This window comes from Pseudomonas piscis (genome assembly GCF_009380155.1).
Lineage (GTDB): Bacteria > Pseudomonadota > Gammaproteobacteria > Pseudomonadales > Pseudomonadaceae > Aquipseudomonas > Aquipseudomonas piscis.
Window position 1 is genome coordinate 1981353 of sequence record NZ_WHUV01000001.1, and the last position, 25759, is coordinate 2007111.

Below are 25759 nucleotides of genomic sequence, written 5' to 3' on the forward strand. Positions count from 1 at the left end.
CCCTCGCCACAGATCGATCAGCGCTGGGCGGTCTTGCTGTCCCAGCTGGGGATCTTGAACACCCAGAACGAGCCGCCCTGGGCCACCGGCTTGGTCAGCTCGGCCATGTCACCGCCCCACAGTGGCACGGCGCCGCCGTAGCCCACGGTCACGCCGATGTACTGCTCGCCATCCTGCTCCCAGGTGATGGGCGGGGAGACGATGCCGCTGCCGGTCTGGAATTTCCACAGCTCCTTGCCGGTCTTGGCGTCGAAGGCCTTGAAGAAGCCGTCGCCGGTGCCGGTGAACACCAGGTTGCCCTTGGTGGCCAATACCCCGGCCCACAACGGCAGGTGCTCCTTGTGTTCCCAGACCAGCTTGCCGGTGGTGGGGTCCATGGCGCGCAGGGTGCCGACGTGGTCGTCGTACATGCGCTTGATGCGGAAACCCATCCCCAGGTAAGCCGAGCCTTTCTTGTAGTTCACCTCTTCGGTCCAGTACTCCTCCTTCCACTGGTTGCCGGGGATGTAGAACAGCCCGGTGTCCTGGCTGTAGGCCATGGGGTTCCAGTTCTTGCCCCCCAGGAACGGCGGCGAGACCTCCACCGGCTTGCCCTTGGTTTCACCGGGCAGCGGCTTGGCCGGACGCTGGCCTTCGTTCTCCACCGGACGCCCGGTCTTGAGGTCGATATGGCTGGCCCAGGTGATGTTGTCGACGAAGGGGAAGGCGTTCTGCAATTTGCCGTTGTTGCGGTCCACCACGTAGAAGAAACCGTTGCGGTCGGCGTGGCCGGTGGCCTTGACCACCTTGCCGTCCTTGCCCTTGTAGTCGAACAGCACCAGCTCGTTGTTGCCGGAGAAGTCCCAGGCATCGTTGGGGGTGTGCTGGTAGAACCACTTGACCTCGCCGGTGCTCGGATCGACGCCGACCTGGCCCGAGGTATAGAGGCTGTCGAAGTCGTGGGGGTTGCCGTCCTTGGCGGTGCGCGCCCAGGTGTTCCAGGGGCCGGGGTTGCCGGCGCCGACGATGATGGTGTTGGTCTCGGGGTCAAAGCTGGCGCTCTGCCAAGGGGCGCCGCCGCCATGGCTCCAGGCCTCGACCTTGCCGGTCTCGGTGGTCTTGTCATCAGGCCAGGACGGCGCCTTGACGTCGCCGGTGGGGGTGCTGTCCTTGCCGTTCAGGCGGCCCATGTGGCCTTCGACAAAGGGCCGCATCCACACCTCTTCACCGGTGTCCGGATCGCGGGCGAACAGCTGGCCGACCACACCGAACTCATCGCCGGAGCTGCCGTGGATCAGCAGCACCTTGCCGCTGGTCTTGTCCTTGATCAGCACCGGGGCGCCGGTCATGGTGTAGCCGGCGCTGTGGTCGCCGAACTTCTTGTTCCACACCACCTTGCCGGTGTTCTTGTCCAGGGCGATGACCCGGGCGTCGAGGGTGCCGAAATAGATCTTGTCGCCGTAGATCGCAGCGCCACGGTTGACCACGTCGCAGCACGGGCGAATGTTGTCCGGCAGACGGTGGTTGTAGGTCCACAGGCGCTTGCCGGTCTTGGCGTCCAGGGCGAACACCCGCGAGTAGGAACCGGTGACGTAGACCACGCCGTCGCTGACGATGGCCTGGGATTCCTGGCCGCGTTGCTTCTCGTCGCCGAAGGAGTAGGACCAGGCCGGGGTCAGCTTGAACACGTTCTGGTCGTTGACCTGGGCCAGCGGGCTCCAGCGCTGGGCGTTGGTGCCCATGCCGTACTGCAGCACGTCCTTGGTGGTCAGGTGGTCGTTGGCGATGTCTTCCCAGGTAACGTTGCGGGTACTCGGTGCGGCTGTGGTGGCGGCACTGGCGCCGGCGCTCAGGGACAGGCTGCCAGCGAGCAGACAGGCCTGCATGGCCAGGGTCAGCGGGGTAAGGGTGGGTAGCGTTCTTATTCTCATGGTGGCAGTTCCCAGTGGAGGTTTTGGCCTGACTAGGGTGTGCCGGGGCGTGGCCTGGAGATACGGAAAAAGTCCCGCGCTTGCCGGGAAAAATTCCCAGCCGGCACCTGATTTAGAACCGCACCACAAGCCCTACTACCAAGGGAGTAAGGCCCGGCCACCAAAGCAGCATACGGCTGCCCCGGAGGCTGTTTCTAAGATGGCGCCACGGCCTCTGTCCAGAGGCCTAGCGTGCAATCTTGAGGGCATGACAATGATAAGAAAACACAACGCCTGGCTGGCCGCCGGGCTGCTGGCCGGCCTGTTGAACAGCGGTGCATGGGCCCACGGCAACGTAGTGCCCCAGGCGGTGGAGACCAAGGGCCTGACCCCGGTCAAGGACGCTGGCGTGACCCTGGACGGCGACGGCTGGGCCGCGGTCAACCCTTACCGGGCCAGCCCCGAGCGGGACAAGGCGGTGGAAATCGGCGCCTCGGCCTACAACCAGAACTGCGCCGCCTGCCATGGCCTGGAAGCCAAGTCCGGTGGCATTGCCCCGGACCTGCGCATGCTGGATGTCGGCGAGGCCGGGGATGAGTGGTTCGTCGAGCGGGTGCGCCATGGCGCGGTGCGCGATGGCCGGGTGTACATGCCGAAGATGGCCGACTACCTGAGCCAGGAGGCCCTGTGGGCGGTGCGCAGCTACCTCGACAGCGTGCACGTCGAGGAATGACGGCCATGCGCCTCTGGGTGCTGTACCTGGGCGGCCTGCTGCTGAGTTCGCCACTGGTCTTCGCGGCCCCCATCGAGCCCGGCCCGGACCCGGTGCCGTCGGTGATGTGGGCCTACTACCATCGGCAGATCCTGGCGGACGCGCCTTTCGTCTTCGATGAACGGGTCAAGCTGCTGGCGCCGCCGTTCGCCGAGGATGCGCGGCAGGTGCCGTTGGAAATCGACGCCCGGGCCTTGGCCGGCGAAGTGGTGAAGATCCTCGCCTGGGCCGAGCTCAACCCACTGCCGCGGATCGTCGATTTCACCCCCGGCGCCGGGGTGCAGCCCTGGTTGTCGATCCGTATCCGCATCGAGCAGGCCACGCCCCTGCGCGCCGCGGTGCTGACCCGCGATGGCCTGTGGCACGTTGGCTCGGCCCTGATCGATGCCGCTGGCGGCGGCTGCACCGCCCCCAGCGTGGTGCGCAGCCAGCCCGGCTGGGAAGAGCACGTCGGCCAGGTGCTGGGCGCGCGCTATCCCCGGAGCGGCGCCAGCCGCTTGCGCCTGCAGGTGTCGCACCCGATGGACAACGGCCTGCTCAACGGCATTCCCGAATTCTTCCTCAACCAGGCGCAGCTGCTGGACACCGACCATCGCGTGCTGGCACACCTGGAGCTATACCCGGCGGTCAGCGAAAACCCCAGCCTGGGGTTCGACCTCCAGGCCACCGGGCAGACCCGCCTGCTACTGCAGGACAACAACGGCAATCAGTTCGAAGCGGCCATTCCCTGAGCCCAGGAGCAAAGCATGCGCTGGATACTGCTGGTGTGTCTGAGCCTGAGCCTGCCGGCCCGGGCCGAGCTGGACTACCGCCTCGAGCCCCGGCAGATCGCCGAGGACACCTGGCTACTGGAAGGCGGCACCGAGAATTTCTCCCGGGACAACGGCGGCAACATCGTCAATACCGGGTTCATCGTTACCGAGGCCGGGGTGCTGGTGATCGACACCGGGCCGTCGAAACGCTATGGCCAGGCCCTGCGCGAGGCGATTGCCGGCACCACCGGCAAACCGGTGATCCAGGTGCTGCTGACCCACCATCACCCGGACCATGTGCTGGGCAACCAGGCCTTCGCCGATGTGCCCATCGGTGCCCTGGCCGGCACCACCGAACTGCTGCGCCAGCAGGGTGACGCCATGGCCGAGAACCTCTACCGGCTGGTGGGCGACTGGATGCGCGGCACCGAGGTGGTGCTGCCCAACCGGACCCTGGAACCCGGGGTGCTGGAGATCGGCGGACACCGCCTGCGGTTGCTGGCCCTGGCCGGCCATACCGGCGCCGACCTGGCGATTTTCGACGAGCGCACCGGGGTGTTGTTCGCCGGCGACCTGGTGTTCTACCAGCGCGCCCTGACCACCCCCAACAGCCCGGGGCTGCAGGTCTGGCTCAAGGACCTGGACCGCCTGCAAGCCTTGCCCTGGCGGCTGGTGGTGCCCGGCCACGGCCCGGTGGCCAGCAGCGCCGTTCCCTTTGCCCAGATGCGTGACTACCTGGGCTGGCTGCACCAGCTGCTGAGCGACGGCGCTGCCCGTGGCGACGACATGGCCGAACTGATCCGCGCGCCGATCCCCGCGCGTTTTGCCGCCATCAGCCTGACCCGCTATGAGCTGATCCGCAGTGTCAGCCACCTGTACCCGAGCTACGAGCGCAAGCAGATGCAGCGGATCGACCTGCCTTGAACCCAGCCCGGTGAATCTCCATCCCCATGACCTCTTTAGCCGCTGCCGCAGGCTGCGAATGGCTGCGCAGCGGGCGCGACGGTCCTGAGGACGCTGCAGGTCCGGTGGTCGCTTGCCAGGCAAGGCCCTGCAGGCCTTTGCGCAGCCTCGCAGGCTCGGCAGCGGCTACAGGGTGTGGGGCAGGCGAGGGGGTATTCAGCCTACGACCAAATGACGAGAGTCCCCCTGCCAACGATGCATTCGTCGCTGCCCTGGGGTTCTCTACCATCGAGCCATCGCCTGTCGTGGGACAGGCATCGACCCGCAGAGGCCCAGCATGATCTACGCACAACCCGGAACCCCAGGCGCCATCGTGTCCTTCAAGCCGCGCTACGGCAATTTCATCGGTGGCCAGTTCGTGCCGCCGGTGGCCGGCCAGTACTTCACCAACACTTCGCCGGTCAATGGCCAGGTGATCGCCGAGTTCCCCCGTTCCACGGCCGAAGACATCGACAAGGCTTTGGACGCCGCCCATGCCGCGGCTGAGGCCTGGGGCAAGACCAGCGTCCAGGAACGCTCGCTGATCCTGCTGAAGATCGCCGATCGCATCGAGCAGAACCTGGAGCTGCTGGCGGTCAGCGAGACCTGGGACAACGGCAAGGCGGTGCGCGAGACCCTAAACGCCGACGTGCCTCTGGCCGCCGATCACTTCCGTTATTTCGCCGGTTGCATTCGTGCCCAGGAAGGCGGTGCTGCAGAGATCAACGAACTGACCACCGCCTACCACTTCCATGAACCGTTGGGCGTGGTGGGGCAGATCATCCCGTGGAACTTCCCGCTGCTGATGGCCGCCTGGAAGCTGGCCCCGGCCCTGGCCGCCGGCAACTGCGTGGTGCTCAAGCCCGCCGAGCAGACGCCGCTGTCGATCATGATCTTCGCCGAGTTGGTGGCCGACCTGCTGCCGGCCGGCGTGCTGAACATCGTCCAGGGCTTTGGTCGCGAGGCCGGCGAGGCCCTGGCCACCAGCCAGCGCATCGCCAAGATCGCCTTCACCGGCTCGACCCCGGTGGGCTCGCACATCATGAAATGCGCCGCCGAGAACATCATCCCGTCCACCGTGGAACTGGGCGGCAAGTCGCCGAACATCTTCTTCGAAGACATCATGCAGGCCGAGCCCAAGTTCATCGAGAAGGCCGCCGAGGGCCTGGTGCTGGCGTTCTTCAACCAGGGCGAGGTCTGCACCTGCCCATCCCGGGCCCTGGTGCAGGAGTCGATCTACGAGCCGTTCATGGCCGAGGTGTTGAAGAAGATCAAGCAGATCAAGCGCGGCAACCCGCTGGACACCGAAACCATGGTCGGCGCCCAGGCGTCCCGGCAGCAGTACGAGAAGATCCTCTCCTACCTGCAGATCGCCCAGGAGGAGGGCGCCGAGCTGTTGACCGGCGGCGCCGTCGAACCCCTGGCGGGCGACCTTGCCAGCGGCTACTACATCCAGCCGACCCTGCTCAGGGGGCATAACCAGATGCGCGTGTTCCAGGAGGAGATCTTCGGCCCGGTGGTAGGGGTGACCACCTTCAAGGACGAGGCCGAGGCCCTGGCGATCGCCAACGACAGTGAGTTCGGCCTCGGGGCCGGGGTCTGGACCCGCGACATCAACCGTGCCTACCGCATGGGCCGGGCGATCAAGGCTGGTCGCGTGTGGACCAACTGCTATCACCTGTACCCGGCCCATGCGGCATTCGGTGGCTACAAAAAGTCCGGCGTGGGCCGCGAAACCCACAAGATGATGCTCGACCACTACCAGCAGACCAAGAACCTGCTGGTGAGCTACGACATCAATCCGCTGGGCTTCTTCTAGGCAGCGGCAAGCGGCAAGCGGCAAGCTTCAAGCGACCCATGCGTGCCTTTGTCGCTCCTATCTTGCCGCTTGTAACTTGTAGCTGCCCCTACCCCTACCAAGGCATCCGCCAACCGGTGCCAAAGTAGCATTCGGACCTGCCGAACACCGTGCATTAATGCGGTTACCGGAATCTCCCGGCACGACAAGAGGATCGACCCCATGTGGCATAAACCCGCCTACACCGACCTGCGCATCGGCTTCGAAGTGACCATGTACTTCGCCAATCGCTGAGCCGTTCCGCTCCGGTCGCTACGGGTGGCGACCGGAGTCTTCTGTCTTCGGAGCACTCCATGCATATCCGCATCCTCGGTTCCGCAGCGGGCGGCGGTTTTCCGCAGTGGAACTGCAACTGCCGCAACTGCGCCGGTGTGCGCAATGCCAGCCTGCGGGCCCGGCCGCGCACGCAATCGTCCATCGCCCTGAGCGACAACGGCGTGGACTGGATCCTGTGCAACGCCTCGCCGGACATTCGCGTGCAACTGGCGTCTTTTCCTCCCTTGCAACCGGCACGGCAACTGCGGGACTCGGCGCTGGCCGGGGTGATCCTGCTAGACAGCCAGATCGACCATTGCACTGGCCTGCTCAGCCTGCGCGAGGGCTGCCCGCATCAGGTCTGGTGTACCGAGATGGTGCACCAGGACCTGTGCAGCGGTTTCCCGCTGTTCAACATGCTCAGCCACTGGAACGGCGGCCTGGCCTGGCAGCCGATCCACCTCGATGGCCGCACCTTCAGCGTACCGGCCTGTCCGGACCTGCTGCTGCGGGCCATTGTCCTGCGCAGCAGTGCGCCGCCGTATTCGCCCCATCGCGGCAACCCCCATCCGGGGGACAACATCGGCCTGTTCGTCGAGGACCGGCGCAGCGGCGCCAGCCTGTTCTACGCCCCGGGCCTGGGCCAGGTGGACCAGGCCCTGCTGGAGTGGATGGGCCGCGCCGACTGCCTGCTGGTGGACGGCACCCTGTGGCGCGATGACGAGATGCGCCAGTGCGGGGTCGGCGACAAGCTCGGCAGCGAGATGGGCCACCTGGCGCAAAGCGGCCCCGGTGGCATGCTCGAGGTACTGGAGGCGTTCCCAAGGGCGCGCAAGGTGCTGATCCACATCAACAACACCAACCCGACCCTCGACGAAGACTCCGCCGAGCATGCCCAATTGCTGCGCCGTGGCATCGAAGTGGCCCACGACGGCATGGACCTGCACCTGTAGCCGCTGCCGAGCCCGCGAGGCTGCGACCGGGTGCGCAGCGCCCGTAAACCGGGCGGCGCGGTGCACCCGGCCGATCGCACCACCTGATCGGGCGACCCGTACCGGGCCGTGCGCAGTCTGCGGCGGCCACACGAGGCGAGGGGCACCATGCTCGGATTGCATTCGCCCGGCGATGCTTTAGGCTGGCGTTCTTTCCAGAACAATAAGAAAACAGGCTTTTGCCATGGGCCAGAATCTCAGTCTGCTGCGCAAGTTCGTCTCCCCGGAAATCATCTTTGGCGCCGGTTGCCGGCATAACGTCGGCAACTATGCGAAGACCTTCGGTGCGCGCAAGGTCCTGGTGGTCAGCGACCCCGGGGTGATCGCCGCCGGCTGGGTCGCCGATGTCCTGGCCAGCCTCCAGGCCCAGGGCGTGGAGCACTGCCTGTACAGCGCGGTGTCGCCCAACCCGCGGGTGGAGGAGGTGATGCAGGGCGCCGAGGTCTACCGGGAGAATGCCTGCGACGTGATCGTCGCCGTCGGCGGCGGCAGCCCCATGGATTGCGGCAAGGGCATCGGTATCGTGGTGGCCCACGGGCGCAGCATCCTGGAGTTCGAGGGGGTGGACATGCTCCGCATGCCCAGCCCGCCATTGATCATGATTCCCACCACCGCCGGGACCTCGGCGGATGTCTCGCAGTTCGTCATCATCTCCAACCAGCAGGAACGGATGAAGTTCTCCATCGTCAGCAAGGCGGTGGTCCCCGATGTGTCGCTGATCGATCCGCAAACCACCCAGGGCATGGACCCGTTCCTTTCTGCCTGCACCGGCATCGACGCCCTGGTGCATGCCATCGAGGCATTCGTCTCCACCGGCCATGGCCCGCTCACCGACCCCCATGCCCTGGAGGCCATGCGCCTGATCAACGGCAACCTGGTGCAGATGATCGCCAACCCGCAGGACATCGCCCTGCGCGAGAAGATCATGCTCGGCAGCATGCAGGCCGGGCTGGCGTTTTCCAATGCGATCCTCGGCGCGGTGCACGCCATGTCCCACAGCCTGGGCGGCTTCCTCGACCTGCCCCATGGGCTGTGCAACGCGGTGCTGGTGGAGCACGTGGTGGCGTTCAACTACAGCTCGGCGCCGGAGCGCTTCAAGGTGATCGCCGAGACCTTCGGCATCGACTGTCGCGGCCTCAACCAACAGCAGATCTGCCGGCGCCTGGTGGACCACCTGATCGCGCTCAAGCAGGCCATCGGCTTCCACGAAACGTTGGGCCTGCATGGGGTCAGCAGCAGCGATATCCCGTTCCTGTCGCGCCATGCGATGGACGACCCGTGCATCCTCACCAATCCACGGGAGTCGAGCCAGCGCGATGTCGAGGTGGTCTATGGCGAGGCCCTCTGACGAGCAGCAACGGGCCCTGGCCGGGCTGCTGGGCCTGGGCAATCACTCGGCGCGCAAGAGTCACTACCCGGAGCTGGCCGCACGCCTGGAAGACCTGGAAACCGAGCGCAACCGCTACAAGTGGCTGTTCGAGCACGCCGTGCACGGGATCTTCCAGGCCAGCCTGCAGGCCGGCATGCGCGCCGCCAACCCGGCCCTGGCCCGCATGCTGGGTTACCAGGACCCCCAGGAAGTGCTGTTCTCGCTGGCCGACCTGGCCGGCAACTTGTTCGTCGGCGGCGCCCAGGAGCTGGAGGCCATCGGCGAGCAGTTGCAACGCGAGCGCAGTTTGCTGGGCTACGAGACCCAACTGCGGCGCAAGGACGGTAGCAGCATCGACGTGCTGATGAACCTGCTGCTCAAGCCCGATGAAGCCGGGCTGGTGGAGGGTTTCGTCGCCGATATCACCGAGCGCAAGCTGGCCCAGCAACGCCTGGAGCAACTCAATGACCAGCTGGAACAACGGGTGACCGCACGCACCGATGAACTGCTGGAGGCCAACCGCGAGTTGCAACAGCAGATCCTGCGGCGCGAGCGCAGCGAACGGGAAGCGCGGGAGGCGCGGGATGCCGCCGAGGCTGCCAACCGCAGCAAGGACAAGTACCTGGCCGCCGCCAGCCACGACCTGCTGCAACCCTTGAATGCCGCGCGCTTGCTGATCTCTACCCTGCGCGAGCGCCAGTTGCCCAGTGCCGAGCAACTGTTGGTGGAGCGCACCCACCAGGCCCTGGAGGGCGCCGAGGACCTGCTCACCGACCTGCTGGATATCTCCCGCCTGGACCAGGCGGCGGTCAAGCCCGATCCGGCGACTTATCGCCTGGATGAAATCCTCGCGCCACTGGTGTCCGAGTTCCAGTCGGTCGCTGAGGCCGCTGGCCTGGAGTTGCGGGTGCGCCTGGGGGACTACGCGCTGTTCACCGACCTGCGGTTGCTGACGCGAATCCTGCGCAACCTGTTGAGCAATGCCTGCCGCTACACCGAGCGCGGCAGCATCCTGCTGGCGGCGCGGCGCCGGGGCGAGCACCTGCGGTTGGAGATCTGGGACACCGGGCGCGGGATCGCCGCCGACCGCATGGAGTCGATCTTCCTCGAGTTCAACCAGCTGGACGTGGGCCGCGCCGCCGATCGCAAGGGGGTCGGCCTGGGGCTGGCGATCGTCGAGCGTATCGCCCGCATCCTCGGCTACCGGGTGCAGGTGCATTCGCGCCCGGGCCGTGGTTCGCGGTTCAGCATCGAGGTGCCCCTGGCCGCTCGAATGCCGCTGCCCATCGGCCAGCAAGCGCCGCAGCCGAGCACCGGCAACCCGCTGCCCGGGCGCCGGCTGCTGGTGCTGGACAATGAGCTGAGCATCCTGGACAGCATGGCCGCGTTGCTGGGGCAGTGGGGGTGCCAGGTCGTCACCGCCACTGACCAGGCGGCGGCCCTGGAGGCGCTGCAGGGCCAGGCGCCGGAGCTGATCCTGGCGGACTTCCACCTGGATCATGGCATCACCGGGTGCGAGGTGGTGCGCCAGTTGCGCGAGCACTTCGGCCAGCCGTTACCGGCGGTGATCATCACCGCCGACCGCAGCGACCAATGCCGGCGGGCCTTGCAGCAACTGGGCGCGCCGCTGCTCAACAAGCCGGTGAAGCCAGGCAAGCTGCGTGCTGCCTTGAGCCAATTGCTGGGGCAGGGCAGCACCTAGGGGCCGAACTCCCGGCTAGTGGGGCGGCGGACTTGCGGCTAAGATGCCGCTCTTTTTTTCAAGGACGAAGCCGGCCCTGGGCTGGCCCTTACCCATCGATGAAGCCGTTGTCTTCGTACCACCCGTTGTTGTACTGGCTGCGCGTGCGCCAGAAGCGTCTGGCGCGCAGCCTGGCCTGGCGTTTTTCCGGTCGGCGTTATGCGCGGCCCGTAGCCGGTAGCCCACGCTTGCCTTATCGCTACATCAAGCACACCTCCAAGCTGATCCGCACCCTGGGCGATTGCGACCTGGCCCTGCAGCACAACAAGGTGATCAATCTCAGGCTGGCGGTGGCTTGCATCGATGGGGTGCGCATCGGTCCGGGGGAGTATTTTTCCTTCTGCCAGCTGGTGGGCCGGCCCAGTCGCGCGCGGGGGTTCGTCGAGGGCATGGAGCTGTCGTTCGGCGAGGCGCGCAGCGGTATCGGCGGGGGCATCTGCCAGTTGAGCAACCTGATCCACTGGATGGCGATCCACTCGCCATTGCAAGTGGTGGAGCGGGCCAACCACAGCTTCGACCCGTTTCCCGACGAGGGCCGGGTGCTGCCTTTCGGCTCCGGCGCGGCGATCTTCTACAACTACATCGACCTGGTGCTGCACAACCCCGGGCCGCACGCCTTCCAGCTCAAGCTGCATGTCGGCGCGCACCAGCTCGAGGGCGAACTGTTGTGCGAGCAACCGCGCGACTACCGCTATCACGTCTACCAGCAGGGCCATCGTTTCGTCCGCGAGGGTGGTCGGGTGCTGCGCGAGAACCAGATCTGGCGCGACATCCGCACCAAGGGCCAGGATTCCGAGCTGGTGCAGCAGGAGTGCCTGTATCGCAACCGGGTGGTGGTCAAGTACCCGGTGGCCGACGACTTGCTGGAGCAAGCCTGACGCTGCCGGCGTGGCCTTGCGCCCGCTACGCCCGCTAAGCTCTGTAGCCGCTGTCGAGCCGGCGAGGCTGCGACCGGCTGCGCAGCGGCCGTAACCCGGCCCGCGCCGATCTTCCAGGCATGTGTTACACACGGCGCGGTGGCTGTTTTATCCTTGGCCCCTTCACTGGCCCAAGGACGAACCCCGCGATGCTCGAAGTGCAAGGCGTGTTCAAGAGCTATGCCACACCCCAGGGGCCCCTGGCGGTGTTGCAGGGCGTCGACCTGCAGTTGGAGCAGGGCGCCAGCCTGGCGTTGATGGGCGAATCCGGCAGTGGCAAGAGCACCTTGCTGCACCTGATCGCCGGCCTGGACCGGCTCGACGCCGGGCGCATCCGTGTCGGCCAGCGCCAGTTGCAGGAGCTGAGTGAAGCGCAGTTGGCCAACTGGCGGCGTACCGCGGTCGGCCTGGTGTTCCAGCAGTTCAACCTGATCAGCAGCCTGCGGGTCGAGGACAACCTGGGCTTCCAGGCGCGCCTGGCTGGGCGCTTCGACCCGGCCTGGCAGGCCCACCTGGCGGCGCGCCTGGGCCTGGGGGAGCTCTTGCGGCGCTATCCCGAGCAACTCTCCGGTGGCCAGCAGCAACGGGTGGCCCTGGGCCGCGCGCTGGCCGCCAGGCCACCCTTGCTGCTGGCCGATGAACCCACCGGCAGCCTCGACGAAGCCACCAGCGATGAAGTCCTGCAGCTGTTGCTGGAGCTGCTGGCGGACAGCCCCACCAGCCTGCTGATGGTCACCCACAGCCAGCGGGTCGCCAGCCGCTTGCAACGTACCGTGGTCCTGCACCACGGGCGCCTGGCCGCCACGGACGAGGCCTGAGATGCGGGTCTTCGGCACGGCGCTGTGGGCGCTGCTCAGCCATTGGCGCCAGCACCCGGTGCAGTTCTTCAGCGTGCTGACCGGACTGTGGCTGGCCACCAGCCTGCTGACCGGCGTGCTGGCGCTCAATAGCCAGGCCCGCGACAGCTATGCCCGGGCCAGCCGCCTGATCGGCGGCGAGCCCCAGGCCAGCCTGGCCACCGCCGGCGGCGGCAGCTTTCCCCAGCAGTGGTTCGTCGACCTGCGCCGGGCCGGCTGGCCGGTCTCGCCGGTGCTCCAGGGCCGGGTGCAGCTCGAAGGACAGGACGCCGCCCTGCAGTTGATGGGCATCGAACCGGTGTCGCTGCCCAATGGCGCGGCCATTGCCGGACAGGTCCTGGACCTGCGCCAGGTCGCCGAATTCTTCAGCCCGCCGGGGCGCACCTGGGTCGCGCCGCAGACCCTGGCCAGCCTTGGCTACCATGAGGGGCAGCAGCCCCGGACCGAGGATGGCCAACGCCTGCCACCGCTCCAGGCGCGGGCGGACATGGCCCCGGGCCTGCTATTGATGGACATCGGTTTCGCCCAGCCATTGCTGGGCCAGCCAGGCCAGCTCAGCCGCCTGCTGCTGGCCAAGGACTTCGCCGACCAGGCGCCGCCCCTGCCCACGGCGCTGGCCGGGCAACTGGTGCTGCGCCAGGGCGATGCCCAGGGCGACCTGGCGCGGTTGACCGAGAGTTTCCACCTGAACCTGGATGCCCTGGGGTTCTTGTCCTTCGTGGTGGGTTTGTTCATCGTCCACGCCGCCATCGGCCTGGCCCTGGAGCAACGCCGCGGCCTGTTGCGTACCCTGCGGGCCTGCGGGGTCAGCGCCCGACAACTGATTGCCTGCCTGGGCCTCGAACTCGCAGGCCTGGCGCTGCTGGGCGGGGTGGCGGGGGTGATCAGCGGCTACCTGCTGGCTGGCGCCTTGCTGCCCGATGTCGCTGCCAGCCTGCGCGGCCTGTATGGCGCCCAGGTGCCCGGGCAACTGAGCTTGAGCCCCTGGTGGTGGTTCAGCGGCATTGGCCTGGCTTTGCTCGGCGCCTTGCTCGCTGGTGCCGCCAGCCTGCTGCGGGCGGCGCGCCTGCCATTGCTGGCCCTGGCCGCCCCCCAGGCCTGGCACCAGGCCCATGCCCGTTGGCTGCGGCGCCAGGGCCGGGTGGCGATCTGCGCGGCATTGGCCGGCTTGGCCGCCTGGTACTGGGGCAACAGCCTGGCCAGTGGGTTCGTGTTGATGGCGGCGCTGTTGCTGGCCGCGGCCCTGGGCCTGCCGGTGCTGCTCAATGCCTTGCTGGGGGCCTTGCTCGGGCGCCGGCACGGGGCGTTGGGGCAATGGTTCCTGGCCGATTGCCGACAGCAGTTGCCGGCCCTGAGCCTGGCGCTGATGGCGTTGCTGCTGGCCCTGGCGGCGAACGTCGGCGCCGGCAGCATGACCGCGGGCTTTCGCCAGACCTTCGGCGACTGGCTGGAGCAGCGCCTGAGCGCCGATCTGTATATCAACCCGCGGGACGCGCAACAGGCCCGGCAACTGCAACGCTGGCTGGCCGAACAGCCCGGGGTGCAGGCGAGCCTGCCGGTGTGGCAGGTACCGTTGCAGGTCCAGGGCTGGCCGGCGGATTTGTATGGGGTGATCGACCATCCGGCTTATCGCCAGCATTGGCCGTTGCTGGAAGCCGAGGGCGAGCGGCCCTGGGACCGGCTGGCCAGCGAGGATGGCCTGATGCTCAGCGAGCAATTGGCCAGGCGCCTGGACCTGCGCCCGGGGGACCACCTGCCGTTGCCGGTGCCCGGCGGGCAATGGGCGCCGCGGGTGCTGGGGATCTACGCCGACTATGGCAACCCCAAGGGGCATCTGTTGGTGAACGCCGGGCACCTGTTGCAACACTGGCCAGGGCTGGCGCCGAACCGCTTCAACCTGCGCCTGGAGCCGGGCACGCGCGCAGCGCTGATCCAGACGCTGCAACAACGCTGGCAACTGGACGACAGCCGGATCGTCGACCAGGCCCGGCTCAAGGGCTGGTCGCTGCAGGTCTTCGAGCGCACCTTCGCCGCCACCGCCGCCCTCAACAGCCTGACCCTGGGGGTGTCCGCCGTGGCCTTGTTCATCAGCCTGCTGACCCAGAGCCAGAGTCGCCTGGGCCAGTTGGCGCCGCTCTGGGCCCTGGGCGTGGGCCGGCGCCAGTTGGCGCTGCTCAACCTGGGCCAGACCTGGCTGCTGGCCTTGCTGACCCTGGTCCTGGCGTTGCCCCTGGGGATCCTCCTGGCCTGGTGCCTGGATACCGTGATCAACGTCCAGGCCTTCGGCTGGCGCCTGCCGTTGCGGATATTCCCCGGGCAACTGATGCAGCTGTTGGGGCTGGCCATGCTGGCCACCTTGCTGGCCTCGGCCTGGCCGTTGCTGCGCCTGTACCGGGCGCAACCGGCAGACTTGCTACGCAGCTTCGCCCATGAAGATTGAACGCCCGTGGCGCTGTCGGCTCCTGGCCTGGATCCTGGCGCTGCCCCTGGGACTGGCCGGCTGCGACCAGGGCGCCGAGGCGCCCCAGGGGTTCGCCGGGCTGGGTAACGAGGCGGCGCAATTCACCCCGGTGCGGCCGGGGCGGACCTTCAGCTTCCCGGCCGATCATGGCGCCCACGATGGTTTTCGCATCGAGTGGTGGTACCTCACGGCCGACCTCAGCGATGCCCAGGGCCGGCGTTTCGGCGTGCAGTGGACGCTGTTTCGCAGCGCCTTGCGCGCCGAGCCGGAGCAGGCTGGCTGGGGCGCGCCGCTGGTCTGGCTGGGGCATGCAGCGGCCACTTCGGCCAACAGCCACCAGGCGGCCGAGCGATTCGCCCGGGGCGGCGTCGGCCAGGCCGGGGTCAGCGTGCAACCGTTTGCGGCCTGGATCGACGACTGGAGCCTGACCAGCCTCGCGCAGGCTGGCGACCCCCTGGCGCAGATGCAGGTACAGGCCCATGGGCCGGGGTTCGCCTACCGCCTGCAGTTGTCCGGCAAGGGCCCGCTGGTGCTCCAGGGGCAGGGCGGCTACAGCCGCAAGTCCGATCAGGGCCAGGCTTCCTACTACTACAGCCAGCCGTTCTTCCAGGCCTCGGGCGAATTGCAGATCGATGGCCAGCGCTACCAGGTCAGCGGCCCGGCCTGGCTCGACCGGGAGTGGAGCAGCCAGCCCCTGGCGGCCGGGCAGAGTGGTTGGGACTGGTTCTCCCTGCACCTGGACAGCGGCGAGCGGCTGATGCTGTTCCGGGTCCGCGAGGAGGCCGGCACGCCCTATGTCACCGGTACCTGGGTCGACGCCGACGGCCATGGCCAGAGCCTGGACCGGCAGGCGATCCGCCTCACCGCGCAAGAGTATTCCGAGGTCGCTGGCAAGCGTGTGCCCACCACCTGGCGCCTGGAGATTCCCGGCAAGGGCCTGGACATCCAGGCGCGAGCGCTCAACCCCCAGTCGTGGATGAACCTGAGCGTGCCCTATTGGGAAGGGCCGATCGATTTCAGTGGCAGCCATGGGGGGCGAGGTTATCTGGAGATGACCGGATACTGAGATGGCCATTGGCGAATTTCAGTGACAGGGGTGTGAAACGTCCTGATCGTGTATGGGACATTTCCTCTATGCAGTTTTATTCAGAATCAGTCCTCGGACTTTCCTGAGCAGTTGCACTAGAATGCGTACCGTTCGCCCGGTGCAAGGGCTCTTTACCGGTGCAAGGATTGCCAAGGCCAGAGCACTGGGCGAACACTTCCTCCCCATCGCGTCCCGCGAGCTGCTTGCTGCCAACCCACTTCTCGATCCTCGCCAATGGCGCTGGTGTCTTGTGCCTGGCGCTCAGAGCATGAGCGGGTGCAGCGCCACATCGCTGGAATCGATCTCGACCCACCGTGGGCACACTCCGGGATCGCCGCGTACCTCCAGCAGGACGATGGACTGGCCGATAGCCAGGGCGGCCGCACCATCCTCATCCACCCCCAGCAATTGCCCGCAAACCCGCAAGCCCTCGGTGCTCCAGCCCAGGCCGGGTTGCTGGCGCGAGGTCGCGTGCAGGTTGCGCCCGCACTCGAACACATCGTCCAGGCTGATTTCCACTTCGTGCACGCTGGCCAGCACCGGGGGCGGCCCTGGCCAGCGCCCGCGGCCTTCGCCCAGGGCGCAGTTGAAGCCGACCCACAGGCCGCCGGGCATATGCGGGTACAAGGCGGTGAGGGTGATACGCATGGGCAGGGTTTCCGTCGCTCGGCAGATGACTGGCGCCAAGGCTGCCGCAGCCGGGTCAGGCTGGCAAGCCGAGCGATGGTTTTGCTTGCGCGGGCCAGGCCTGTTCAACAGAATGCGCCCCTTGCCCGAGCCCACGAGGGCCATGGACGCTATTGGAGATCTGGGATTGATCTGGTTACAACGTTTGTTGATGTCGATCGGTGTGCTGGCGCTGGTGCTGCTTGGCCTGGTGCTGGCCAAGATGGAGTTCGCCCGGACGCCGCCCCTGCCCCTGGCCAACCACCCTGGGGCCCAATGGCAGGGCGCCGCCGATGGCGGTTACTTCGTCGAGATCACCCGCGCCGAGCCGCCGCTGTTCTTCGTCCAGGTGCGTCATGCCAGCGGCGATCTGTGGGATGAAGGCTGGGTGCGCTACGAAGATGGCGACGGCGGCCCGCTGACCGCCGACAAGGTGCTGGCTTTTGATGGCGATGCGGTGATCTACCTGCAACAGCGCAAGGTCCTGGCCTCGCAGAAGTCCATCGCCCGCTAGCGCTCCGAGGGTTTTGGGCCCGGGCGCTGGGGGGCGTAGGCATCCCACAGCTTGTTGCGGAACTTGTTGTGCGGATCGACCCGCGCCTTGAGGGCGAAGAACTCGTTGGCCCGGGGATAGGCCGCGTGGAACTGCTCAGGCGTGGCCAGGATCTGGTAGGGCAGGTAGTAGCTGCCGCCGTGGCGGATGGCGCTGTCCACCAGGGACCGGGTCCACTGGCGCACCTCATCGCGGGCGGCCGGGCGGGTGTCTTGCTGGTAGTACAACACCAGGGCGAACACGTCGGTCCGGGCCCAGGCCAGCAGCGTGCCGGGATCGGCCTTGGCGTGGCGGATGGACAGGTTGATCACATTGACCTTGTGCTTGCGCAGGGTCTCGCCCATGTCCTCGACGAAGCCTTGCAACTGCCCGGGGGGCACGAAGTACTCCTGCAACACGTAGGTGCGCCTGGTCCGGGATGCCGGCTCCAGCTCACGCACGTCGAGGCTGGCCTCGTAGTTGCGCCAGACCACCTGCTGGCGCTTGAACACCAGCGGGTCGATCACCTCTTCGCGGATCGACTTGCCCATGGGCCATTGGCTCACCACCTTCATGGCCCGGCGTTCCTTCCAGTAGTTGCGGTCCAGGGGCGTGAGGCGTTCCTCGACCGTCACCGGCAGCTCGGTCTGGCTGTAGGACACCGCGCGCAGGTGCTGGTACTGGTTGGGGTAGAGCACGGCGTTGTGCAGGATCACCTTGGGATCATTGGCGATGTGCTGGAAGAAATAGTCGTTGTAGCGCTCCAGGGGCATTTCTTCGAAGGTCCGCAGCAGGCGCACGTTGTCGCTCAACTGCAAGGTGGCTTCGGCTATCACTCCCAGGCCGCCGTAGCCGCCGATGGCGCCATAGAACAATTCGGCATTGTTTTGCGGGCTGGCCTCGATCACCTGGCCGTCGGCCAGCACCAGCTTGATCGACTTCACCGAGCCCACCAGTGGCCCGTAGCCGATGTAGCGGCCATGGGCGTTGACGCTCAGGGCGCCGCCGACGGTGAAGTTGGCGTAGCTCTGCATGATGCTCACGGACAGATCGTAAGGGTCGATGAAGGTTTGCAGGGCGCGCCAGGTGATACCGGCCTGGACCGTGATTTCCTTGCGCTCGCCGGAGAACTCCAGGACCTGGTCGAAGCGCCGCATGTCGATCTGCAGCGCGTGCTCGGTGGCGGTTTGCCCGCCCATGCTGTAGCGGCCGCCGCCGATGGCGATGGGCCCGGGGTGGTCGGCCACCAGCTGGACGATCTGCTCCAGGCGAGTGGGCTGCGCCACCTGGTCGACCACGATGGGATTGAGCTGGGTGATGTCGTTGACGATTTGTTCGCCGTGGCTGGCCGAGGCCAGGCCCAGTGCGGCGCAGAACAGCAGGCCGGTGCTGAATTTCATGGAACCATCCCTGGAAGACGCCACCGGCAGGTGGCGCAAATGGCGGCAGGATAGCCTTGCCGCCATTTCCCGGCCATGGATTCTTGCGCTTACAGGGCGGGCAGGCCCAAAGCTTCGGCGCACTGCTCCAGGGAGCGCCGCTGGGTCTGGGCGTACAGCTGCAACTCATCGAGGGTCGACCGGCCCAGGGCCGTTTCGAATACCTGGCGGTTGGAGTGCCCGGCGTAATGGCTCTGGCTGTCGTCGCCGAGGTTGGACTGGAAGATCCCGGCGGCGCTGACCGGCAAAAAGTCTTCGTACACCAGGGGCTCGCAGCCCAGGTGCCCGGCGGCCAGCAACGCTTGCACCGTGGTAGGGCGACCGGGCTCGGTGCGGGCGGCGAGCCCGGCTTCGCTGGCGAAATAACGGAAATAGGCCAGGCCCTGCTGGCGCATGGCGTCGTGGCTGTCGGGAAACTCGGCGAAGTGCTGCTGCATCAGCTGGTTGTAGCGCTGGGCATTGGCTTCGCTGGGGAAGTCACCGAGCTCATCGCGGGCCGCGTTCAGCAAGCGGTCGTAGAGCATGCGGCCCTTGGGCGTGAGGGCCGCGCCACGCTGTTCGATCTCGCCGAAGCGGGCGCTGTGGCTGCCCTGGTTGTGCGCCTGGTCGGTGAAGGCGACGCTTTCCTCCAGGGCCTTGAAGCTGGTCTGGCGCAGCAGGATCGGGCAATCGCGGCGCGGCGGGCCCTCGATCACCGCCTTGGGGGTGATGCCATGCGCGGGCATCAATCGCTGTACTTCGTCGATGTCCAGGGTGCGCGGGGTCAGGTGGTTGATATGCGGGCCCTTGAACGCCACCACGTCGGCGATCAGCCGGTGCTGGGCGCTGAGGTTGGCGTACTGGGCGGCGCTGACCGTGGCGTGGTGGTGCCAGCGGAAGGTCTCCAGGGCTTGCTGGATGAAGTCCTCGGCGGCGTCGGCGGCCAGGCCGCCCTGGTCCTCGGCCTGATGGATCAGCTCCAGCACCCGGGGGGTGAAGATCGCGCGCCGCGCCAGCACCTGCTCGGCGAATGCGCGCAGGTCGGGGTTGTCGATCAGCTCCAGGCGCAGCAGCGAGGTGAAGACCCGGAACGGGCTGACCTGCAGGGCCTGTTCATGCACCGCGCGAAACGCCGTGGAATGCACCGGTACCCCGGCGGGGGTGAGGTCGTAGTAGCCCACCGGCTGCATGCCCATCACGGCGAACAGCCGGGCCAGGGTCGCCAGTTCGGCGGCGGTGCCGACGCGGATCGCGCCATGGCGCTCCAGGTCCAGGCGCTGCAACTCGCCGGTGTGTCGCAGATGCCGGGCAATGGCCGGTTGTTGCTCCAGCACCTGGGCGTTGACCTGGGCCACCAGTTGCATCAGGTCGCCATACAGCGGCACTTCCTCACGGTACATATCCGACATGGCCCGGGAAAATCCCTGGCGGATCAGGTCAGGACTGACGAAGCGCTGGTTGCTCATGGACAAGGTTCCCGTGGCTGTGGATCGAGGCGTGGGTGGAGCGGGTCGGTCTCGATTCTGCGCAGCGCCGCCAGGGCTGACAAACGAAAGTTCCTCTGAACTTCATTCTGCAAACGAATGCATGGCACCCGCTCCGGGCGTTGGCAGCGAGTGAGTACAAGGGCGCACCGTGACCAGGGAAATGGTTATCGAGCGCGGCGCGGTTATAGCCAAATATTCCCGAAACCTCGCGCCGAGACTGGTAAAACAGGGCCTGTGTCATGCTGGCGTTTTGTGCCCATGTCGCTCGATGCCCCTGGCTCGATGCTCATCCGCTCGCTGTATCTTTCCCATGGCTGGACGGAGGCGACTTGGTCCCTGCGCAGTGCACCAGAGGAAAGGGATTGTCACTGGCCAGGAGGCTCTACCGCTCGCGCACCTTGGGCCTGGCCCTGGGGTTCTTCTGCGTGTTCGAGGGCATGGCGCCGCTGCATCCCGCGCCTTGGGTGTGGGGCTTCATGTTGTTCAACGCCTTCGCCTGGCCACACCTGGCCTACCAGTGGGCGCGCCTGGCCCGGCAGCCGTTTCGCGCCGAGTACCGCAATTTGCTGGTGGATTCGCTGCTGGGCGGTTTCTGGGTCGCGGCCATGCAGTTCAACCCGCTGCCGCTGGCCACCACCCTGGGCATGATGGCCATGAACAATATCGCCATGGGCGGGGTGCGGTTCTTTCTCGCTGGCTGCGTGGCCCAACTGTTGGGGATCGGCCTGGGCCTGGGGATCTTCGGTTTCGCCTTCAGTGCCCGGACCACGCCCGAGCAGCTGTATGCCTGCCTGCCGATGCTGACCCTGTACCCGTTGGTCCTGGGGTACATCTGCTACCAGCAGGCGGTGACCCTGGCCCGGCACAAGCGCGAGCTATTGGCCTTGAGCCGCACCGACAGCCTGACCGGATTGCTCAACCACGGCGCCTGGAAGGACCAGCTGGAAATCGAGTTCCAGCGCTGCAAGCGCCAGGACCATGGCGGCGCCATCGCCCTGATCGATATCGATCACTTCAAGGCCATCAACGATACCTACGGCCATGTGGCCGGCGACGTGGTGCTGCGCCAGTTGAGCAAGCTGCTGCGCCAGAACCTGCGCAGCAGCGACCAGGCCGGCCGCTATGGTGGCGACGAGTTCTGCGTGATCCTGCCGGACGTTCCCCTGGAGCATGCCGCCGAGCTCATGGAAGCCCTGCGCGGGCGTTTCGGCGCCCTGGGCTACGAGCAGACCCCGGCCTTGCAGGTCAGCCTGAGCATCGGCCTGGCCGCCTTCGACCCCCGGCATGAGGAGGCCATGGGCTGGCTCAACGACGCCGACCAGGCGCTGTATGCGGCCAAGACTTGCGGGCGCGACAACGTCAGTTGCCATCCGCCACAACGGCACCTGCTCAACTCCCTGTAGCCGCTATCGAGCCTGCGCAGCTGCGCCCAGGCCCGCAGGGCCTTGCGGCGATGGGTGCTGCGCTCACGTTTTGCGTCCGCTGCGCGGCTTGCGGCTGCATGAGGCGTCATGGCCATAGGGCACTGAGGCTGGCTAGTACGCCATAACCGTTGATGGCCAGGGCTGCCAGTCGACTGCCTGGACCTGAGTAGTCGCGACGGTCGACTCGCCACAGGTGGCGCCACACACCACCCCAGCCGATCAACAGGGCGAACAGCAGCATGGCCAGTTGCAAACCACGCCGGTCGGGGCCGGCCCACAACCCCAGGCAGGCCCCGTAGAGCAGCAGCATGAGGATGCCGCTCCATGGCTTGACCGGCGTCAGGTAGCGACCGTGGCGCCGTTGGTGCAGCAGGCTGGCCAGGTTCATCGACAGCCCCAACGCCAAGTACAACAGTTGCGCAATGGGCAGGCTGTTCATGACCGCCCCGCGATGCCCAGGGAGCGTTGCACCAGGTGCCCATACAGGCGTTGTCCGAGACCGCGCCGCCGCAACACCAGCGGCTCTTCGACACCAGGGGCCCGGGTGAGCAGTTCATAACCGTCGTGGGTGATCAGCACTGTGTCCGAGTGGCGGTAGCCGCCGCAGCCCTCGATGTACAAGCCCGGCTCGATGGAGACCACCATGCCGGCCTCCAGCACGTCCTCGGAGCCTTCGGCCAGCCAGGGGCCCTCATGGTTGCCCAGGCCAAAACCGTGGCCAATGCGGTGCAGGCGCTGCTGCGGGTCGCCCATGCCCTGGGCGGCGAGGAACTGATTGACCCGGGCGTCGATTTCGGCACAGGGTCGGCCGGGGCGCAGCAGGCTCAGGCCGAGTTGGCGGGCACGCACCATCAGGTCGAACAACTGGCGTTCCTCAGGGCGTGGCGGCGCGGTGAAATAGGTGCGCTCGCTTTCGGCGGCATACCCGTTGACCCGGGTCAGCACCAGGGCGACATGGGGGCCTTCGAGCAGGCGGTCGTCCACCGCCGGCACCGAGTGCGGCTTGGCGCTCAGCGGGGCCGGGAAGCTGACCATGAGCACTCGGGTCGACAGCGCGTCCCAGTCCGGGGTCTCGCGGATGATCGCCTGCATCACCTTGCTGTTGCGGGCAAAACCCTCGGCCACGGTGGCCCCGTAGTAGGACTGCCTGAGCAGCTCCCGTACTCCCTGGTCGGCATAGCGCGCGGCATGGCGGATCATCTGGATCTCGTCCGGGCTTTTCACCTGGCGCAGGCGTTCCACCAGGCTCTGGTGGCGGCCGCCCAGCTCACCGAGAAATTGCGCCAGGGCGCTGGGGCAGGAGTCCTCGAAGATGAAGCCCGGCTCCAGGCCGCTGTATTCCAGGAGCGCCGAACGCCAGCACTGGCCGTCGGGGGCTGGGTAGTCGCGGTAGCAGTGGATCTGCTCCGGGTCTATGACACGGGCCTTCTTCAGGTGGTCGCGTTCGAGCAACGGCACGATGAAACGCAACTCGCCGTTGGTGCTGAGAATCAGGAAGAACGGGCGTTCCAGGGCCTCGAAGCTGGCCCCGCACAGGTAATAGATGCTGTCGCTGGCAGTGGCGACGAAGTGTCGGGCGCCCTGGCGTACCAACAGGTGTTGCAGGCGCTGGCGACGCGCCAGGTATTCACGGTCTTGGATCATGACAAGCTCTCGAGGGCAACGGGGGAGGGGGCCCGGCCGAGCAGGGCGCGGCAGGCCAGGGCGCTGACCAGGGCGGTCAGCAACAGGTACAGGGCGGGCGCGTAGCGGATGCCGTAACCCAGGGCAGCGGTGGAAACCAAGGGGGCGAGGGCGCCGAACAGCGCCACCCCGAGGTTGTAGCCCAGGCCGAGGCCCAGGGCGCGCTGGCCGGTCATGAATAGGCCGCAGACGCGGCTGAAACTGCCGCCGACGAACAGCCCGAGGCCGATGCCATTGAGGCTCTGGAACAACAGGATGCTGCCCAGCCCCGGGTGAGCCAGCAACAGGCCATAGCCCGGCAGGCCTCCCAGGAGGATCACCGTCAGGCCGCCGTACATCGGCAGCGCCGGTCCCCTGCGGTCGCTGAGGTAGCCGCCCAGGACCACGCTGGCAGCGACGATCAGGCATGACAGGCTGGTGGCCAGCGAGGTGTCGAGCACAGGGATGTCGAACGCCGCCTTGGCGAACGCCGGCATGAAGATCATCGACAAATACAGCGACGAGGTGCCCAGGGAGGTCAGGCCGATGACCACCAGCACCGCGCGCCAGTCGATGGGGGCATTGGCCCCGGGGTGCTGGCGGCGGGCCTGGCTGAAGGCCCGGGACTCCTCCATGCCGGCCCGGACCCAAAGCCCCAAGGGCACGATGCACAGGCCGATCAGGAAGGCCAGGCGCCAGCCGTGGCGCTCGGCCTCGACCGGGCCCATCAACAGGTAGATCAGCACCGCCAGCAGGGCGCCAAAGGCCAGGGCCAGGTAGGTGGAGACGATGAAGAAACTGCCATACAGCCCCTTGCGTCCCGCCGGGGCCACTTCCATGAACATCGCCGAGGCGGCGCCGTATTCCCCCGAGGCCGCCAGCCCTTGCAGCAGCCGACCCAGCAGTACGCACAGCGCGCCCACCAGGCCGGCACTGGCGTGGCTCGGGGCGGCGACGATCAGCAAGGTGCCGGCCCCCATCAGCAGGAAGGTCAGGATCAACGCCGCCTTGCGCCCCTTGGCATCGGCATAACGACCGATGAAGTAGGCCCCCAGGGGCCGGGTGACGAAGCCACTGGCGAAGGTGGCGATGGTCGCCAGCAGGGCCAGCAGCGGGTTGCCGGGGGGAAAGAAAGTCAGGGCGATGGCCGTGGAGAAGAATCCGTAGAGGGTGAAGTCCAGCCATTCGAAGAAGTTGCCCAGGGCGGTGGCGAACAGGGTCTTTCGGGTGGTCTTGTGCATCGTGGTAGCCCATGCGCGATGTGGTGGCAGAAGTGCGGGCGCCAGGGGCTACCCGCATGGATGACGATCAGCGCCCGCTCAAGCGCGGCAGGTCGCTGGGCTTGAAGGCGCCGGGATCGCCGGGCGCCGCCAGGAAGCGGATCACTCCGGGCTGTTCATTGCTCAGGCCCTGGGCCTGGTAGCGGCGCGATTGCAGGTCGTGGAACACATCCACTGCACTCATCACTGCCGGCAGGTTGTAGTAGTTCACCAGGTAGGCCATGGACACCCGCCACAGCTCGCCGCGGTTGTCGAACTTGTCGGCCACGGCAATGCTCCAGCTGTCCTCGTCCAGGTACAGTCGGCGCTTGGAGTACAGGTGCCGGGCCCCGGGCTTGAGGGTCGCCTCGATCACCCACACCCGATGCAGTTCGTAGCGGGTGTGGTCGGGGTTCAGGTGGCCCGGGCGCAACAGGTCGCTGTACTTGAGGCGTTTGTCCAGCAAGCGGTAGCTGTTGTAGGGGATGTACAGCTCCTGCTTGCCCAGCAGCTTCCAGTCGTAGCGGTCGGGGGAACCGTTGAACATTTCGGTGTCGTCGGCGGTACGCAGACCATCGGAGCTGCCGATAGGGGTGTCGTAGGCGATGGTCGGGGCGCGACGTACGCGGCGCTGGCCGGGGTTGTAGCCCCAGGCCTGGCGTGGGTTGTCCAACTGGTTCAACGGCTCGTGGACCAGCACCGCTTCCCCGGCCAGGCGCGCCGGGGCCCGGGCGATGCCCAGGTAGTAGTAGAGGGTGTCGCCCAGGCTGCTGGCGTCCTTGCCGGGCTGGTTGTAGAGCGAGTAGTAGCGCACGTCCAGCAGGCTGGGGACGAAGCTGCCGTCGCGTTGTACGGCGATGTCCGCGGTGCTGCGTTCAAGGTAGGTGCCGTTGAACTTGAGAATGTGGTTCCACACCGCCTCCAGTCCCGATTGCGGGATTGGAAAGGGCACCCCACCGTAGGCATGGCTGACGCTGGCGCCGCCTTCGCCGAGCTTGGCATTGAAGGCGTTGCGACGGATGTTGTCGTACACCCATTGGGGCGCCGCGCCGCTGCGCCGGGTGGGGTAGACCGGCATGCGGAAGGTGTCGGGGTAGGCCTTGAAGAGTGCCAACTGGCCCTGGCTCAGGTGCTCGCGGTACTGCTCGGCATTCTTGCTGTCGATGGTGAACAACGGCTGGTCGGTGGCGAACGGGTCGAGGTAGGCATCACCCTCCCGGTAGCCTTGTGGAGCTTGGGTGAGGCCGCCGGTCCAGGCCGGGATGCTGCCGTCGGCGTTGCCTTGTTCCTGGGCTCCGAGCGGCGTCAGGCGCTGGCCGTTGCCGGCGCCGAGGCCGGGCCCCGGGCTGGCGGCCAGGCAGAGGGAGGTCAGGGCGGCCAGGCCGAGGCCTGCCACCAGTGAGTGGAATCTGTGCATGG

Annotated in this window: 22 protein-coding genes; 14 read left to right on the top strand and 8 right to left on the bottom strand. The window is 67.0% G+C overall.

The features are described from left to right. Positions 1-17: 17 nt before the first annotated feature. Positions 18-1865, bottom strand: coding sequence for a quinoprotein ethanol dehydrogenase (gene exaA / locus GDH07_RS09365; protein ID WP_022643634.1), 1848 nt, complete (start codon positions 1863-1865; stop codon positions 18-20). A 298-nt stretch (positions 1866-2163) separates the two neighbouring features. Here exaA and pedF point away from each other — a divergent pair, with 298 nt between their 5' ends. From pedF to GDH07_RS09425, 12 genes are all read left to right on the top strand, one after another. Continuing rightward, positions 2164-2622, top strand: coding sequence for a cytochrome c-550 PedF (gene pedF / locus GDH07_RS09370; protein ID WP_022643635.1), 459 nt, complete (start codon positions 2164-2166; stop codon positions 2620-2622). 5 nt (positions 2623-2627) lie between these two features. Continuing rightward, entirely contained in the window at positions 2628-3392 is a 765-nt protein-coding gene (locus GDH07_RS09375) for a quinoprotein dehydrogenase-associated SoxYZ-like carrier (protein WP_152897207.1), read from the top strand. Between the two features lie 15 nt (positions 3393-3407). Then, positions 3408-4337: a quinoprotein relay system zinc metallohydrolase 1 gene (locus GDH07_RS09380; protein ID WP_152897208.1), complete on the top strand. Its 930-nt coding sequence runs from the start codon at positions 3408-3410 to the stop codon at positions 4335-4337. 316 nt (positions 4338-4653) lie between these two features. Beyond that, complete coding sequence (exaC, locus tag GDH07_RS09385; RefSeq protein WP_152897209.1) at positions 4654-6174, top strand: acetaldehyde dehydrogenase ExaC; 1521 nt, start codon at positions 4654-4656, stop codon at positions 6172-6174. Positions 6175-6375: 201 nt separating this feature from the next. After that, positions 6376-6447 carry a pyrroloquinoline quinone precursor peptide PqqA gene (gene pqqA, locus GDH07_RS09390; protein ID WP_011060521.1) on the top strand — a complete coding sequence of 24 codons (72 nt, stop codon included), beginning with the start codon at positions 6376-6378 and terminating at the stop codon, positions 6445-6447. A gap of 59 nt (positions 6448-6506) precedes the next feature. Then, positions 6507-7421, top strand: a complete 915-nt coding sequence (pqqB, locus tag GDH07_RS09395) for a pyrroloquinoline quinone biosynthesis protein PqqB (protein WP_152897210.1) — start codon at positions 6507-6509, stop codon at positions 7419-7421. A gap of 223 nt (positions 7422-7644) precedes the next feature. After that, positions 7645-8808: an alcohol dehydrogenase-like regulatory protein ErcA gene (ercA, locus tag GDH07_RS09400; RefSeq protein ID WP_085596434.1), complete on the top strand. Its 1164-nt coding sequence runs from the start codon at positions 7645-7647 to the stop codon at positions 8806-8808. Further along, positions 8792-10531, top strand: coding sequence for a PAS domain-containing hybrid sensor histidine kinase/response regulator (locus GDH07_RS09405; RefSeq protein WP_152897211.1), 1740 nt, complete (start codon positions 8792-8794; stop codon positions 10529-10531). Before ercA ends, GDH07_RS09405 begins: the two co-directional genes overlap by 17 nt. Positions 10532-10629: 98 nt before the next feature. Beyond that, entirely contained in the window at positions 10630-11448 is an 819-nt protein-coding gene (locus GDH07_RS09410; RefSeq protein WP_053138004.1) for a VanW family protein, read from the top strand. Between the two features lie 188 nt (positions 11449-11636). Then, the gene (locus GDH07_RS09415; RefSeq protein ID WP_152897212.1) at positions 11637-12305 is read left to right on the top strand and encodes an ABC transporter ATP-binding protein; all 669 of its coding nucleotides are present in this window, start codon (positions 11637-11639) and stop codon (positions 12303-12305) included. A 1-nt stretch (position 12306) separates the two neighbouring features. After that, positions 12307-14784: an ABC transporter permease gene (locus tag GDH07_RS09420; RefSeq protein ID WP_152897213.1), complete on the top strand. Its 2478-nt coding sequence runs from the start codon at positions 12307-12309 to the stop codon at positions 14782-14784. Then, positions 14774-15871 (top strand): lipocalin-like domain-containing protein, encoded by a 1098-nt coding sequence (locus GDH07_RS09425; RefSeq protein ID WP_152897214.1) that lies wholly within the window; start codon positions 14774-14776, stop codon positions 15869-15871. Before GDH07_RS09420 ends, GDH07_RS09425 begins: the two co-directional genes overlap by 11 nt. Positions 15872-16153: 282 nt before the next feature. Here the strand turns inward: GDH07_RS09425 and GDH07_RS09430 are convergent, their stop codons facing one another. After that, complete coding sequence (locus GDH07_RS09430) at positions 16154-16540, bottom strand: hypothetical protein (RefSeq protein WP_152897215.1); 387 nt, start codon at positions 16538-16540, stop codon at positions 16154-16156. Between the two features lie 166 nt (positions 16541-16706). Between GDH07_RS09430 and GDH07_RS09435 the strand changes: the two genes are divergently transcribed. Further along, positions 16707-17072: a hypothetical protein gene (locus GDH07_RS09435; protein ID WP_124348339.1), complete on the top strand. Its 366-nt coding sequence runs from the start codon at positions 16707-16709 to the stop codon at positions 17070-17072. On the opposite strand, the gene GDH07_RS09440 is transcribed toward GDH07_RS09435, so the two are convergent. Together GDH07_RS09440 and hglS are read right to left on the bottom strand one after the other, a co-directional pair. Next, a complete protein-coding gene (locus GDH07_RS09440; RefSeq protein WP_152897216.1) occupies positions 17069-18490 on the bottom strand; it encodes an FAD-binding oxidoreductase in 1422 nt (473 codons plus the stop codon). The two genes, GDH07_RS09435 and GDH07_RS09440, sit on opposite strands and share 4 nt — an antisense overlap. Before the next feature lie 89 nt (positions 18491-18579). Continuing rightward, on the bottom strand, positions 18580-19974 hold the full coding sequence (hglS, locus tag GDH07_RS09445) for a 2-oxoadipate dioxygenase/decarboxylase HglS (RefSeq protein WP_152897217.1): 1395 nt from the start codon (positions 19972-19974) through the stop codon (positions 18580-18582). Positions 19975-20324: 350 nt separating this feature from the next. Here hglS and GDH07_RS09450 point away from each other — a divergent pair, with 350 nt between their 5' ends. Next, the gene (locus GDH07_RS09450) at positions 20325-21398 is read left to right on the top strand and encodes a diguanylate cyclase (RefSeq protein WP_246195915.1); all 1074 of its coding nucleotides are present in this window, start codon (positions 20325-20327) and stop codon (positions 21396-21398) included. A 106-nt stretch (positions 21399-21504) separates the two neighbouring features. On the opposite strand, the gene GDH07_RS09455 is transcribed toward GDH07_RS09450, so the two are convergent. The 4 genes from GDH07_RS09455 to GDH07_RS09470 all read right to left on the bottom strand — a co-directional run bounded on the left by GDH07_RS09455 (position 21505) and on the right by GDH07_RS09470 (position 25757). Then, positions 21505-21858, bottom strand: a complete 354-nt coding sequence (locus GDH07_RS09455) for a hypothetical protein (protein ID WP_022643652.1) — start codon at positions 21856-21858, stop codon at positions 21505-21507. Continuing rightward, on the bottom strand, positions 21855-23063 hold the full coding sequence (locus tag GDH07_RS09460; RefSeq protein WP_022643653.1) for a M24 family metallopeptidase: 1209 nt from the start codon (positions 23061-23063) through the stop codon (positions 21855-21857). Before GDH07_RS09460 ends, GDH07_RS09455 begins: the two co-directional genes overlap by 4 nt. Next, positions 23060-24322, bottom strand: a complete 1263-nt coding sequence (locus GDH07_RS09465; RefSeq protein WP_152897220.1) for an MFS transporter — start codon at positions 24320-24322, stop codon at positions 23060-23062. Before GDH07_RS09465 ends, GDH07_RS09460 begins: the two co-directional genes overlap by 4 nt. A gap of 67 nt (positions 24323-24389) precedes the next feature. Beyond that, on the bottom strand, positions 24390-25757 hold the full coding sequence (locus GDH07_RS09470) for a DUF1329 domain-containing protein (RefSeq protein WP_152897221.1): 1368 nt from the start codon (positions 25755-25757) through the stop codon (positions 24390-24392). Positions 25758-25759 lie beyond the last annotated feature (2 nt).

Excerpts from the sequence above, each read along its gene's own strand:
- exaA (WP_022643634.1), bottom strand. The coding sequence starts at position 1,865 with ATGCAGGCCTGTCTGCTCGCTGGCAGCCTGTCCCTGAGCGCCGGCGCC.
- pedF (WP_022643635.1), top strand. The coding sequence starts at position 2,164 with ATGATAAGAAAACACAACGCCTGGCTGGCCGCCGGGCTGCTGGCCGGC.
- GDH07_RS09375 (WP_152897207.1), top strand. The coding sequence starts at position 2,628 with ATGCGCCTCTGGGTGCTGTACCTGGGCGGCCTGCTGCTGAGTTCGCCA.
- GDH07_RS09380 (WP_152897208.1), top strand. The coding sequence starts at position 3,408 with ATGCGCTGGATACTGCTGGTGTGTCTGAGCCTGAGCCTGCCGGCCCGG.
- exaC (WP_152897209.1), top strand. The coding sequence starts at position 4,654 with ATGATCTACGCACAACCCGGAACCCCAGGCGCCATCGTGTCCTTCAAG.
- pqqB (WP_152897210.1), top strand. The coding sequence starts at position 6,507 with ATGCATATCCGCATCCTCGGTTCCGCAGCGGGCGGCGGTTTTCCGCAG.
- ercA (WP_085596434.1), top strand. The coding sequence starts at position 7,645 with ATGGGCCAGAATCTCAGTCTGCTGCGCAAGTTCGTCTCCCCGGAAATC.
- GDH07_RS09405 (WP_152897211.1), top strand. The coding sequence starts at position 8,792 with ATGGCGAGGCCCTCTGACGAGCAGCAACGGGCCCTGGCCGGGCTGCTG.
- GDH07_RS09410 (WP_053138004.1), top strand. The coding sequence starts at position 10,630 with ATGAAGCCGTTGTCTTCGTACCACCCGTTGTTGTACTGGCTGCGCGTG.
- GDH07_RS09415 (WP_152897212.1), top strand. The coding sequence starts at position 11,637 with ATGCTCGAAGTGCAAGGCGTGTTCAAGAGCTATGCCACACCCCAGGGG.
- GDH07_RS09420 (WP_152897213.1), top strand. The coding sequence starts at position 12,307 with ATGCGGGTCTTCGGCACGGCGCTGTGGGCGCTGCTCAGCCATTGGCGC.
- GDH07_RS09425 (WP_152897214.1), top strand. The coding sequence starts at position 14,774 with ATGAAGATTGAACGCCCGTGGCGCTGTCGGCTCCTGGCCTGGATCCTG.
- GDH07_RS09430 (WP_152897215.1), bottom strand. The coding sequence starts at position 16,540 with ATGCGTATCACCCTCACCGCCTTGTACCCGCATATGCCCGGCGGCCTG.
- GDH07_RS09440 (WP_152897216.1), bottom strand. The coding sequence starts at position 18,490 with ATGAAATTCAGCACCGGCCTGCTGTTCTGCGCCGCACTGGGCCTGGCC.
- hglS (WP_152897217.1), bottom strand. The coding sequence starts at position 19,974 with ATGAGCAACCAGCGCTTCGTCAGTCCTGACCTGATCCGCCAGGGATTT.
- GDH07_RS09455 (WP_022643652.1), bottom strand. The coding sequence starts at position 21,858 with ATGAACAGCCTGCCCATTGCGCAACTGTTGTACTTGGCGTTGGGGCTG.
- GDH07_RS09460 (WP_022643653.1), bottom strand. The coding sequence starts at position 23,063 with ATGATCCAAGACCGTGAATACCTGGCGCGTCGCCAGCGCCTGCAACAC.
- GDH07_RS09465 (WP_152897220.1), bottom strand. The coding sequence starts at position 24,322 with ATGCACAAGACCACCCGAAAGACCCTGTTCGCCACCGCCCTGGGCAAC.
- GDH07_RS09470 (WP_152897221.1), bottom strand. The coding sequence starts at position 25,757 with ATGCACAGATTCCACTCACTGGTGGCAGGCCTCGGCCTGGCCGCCCTG.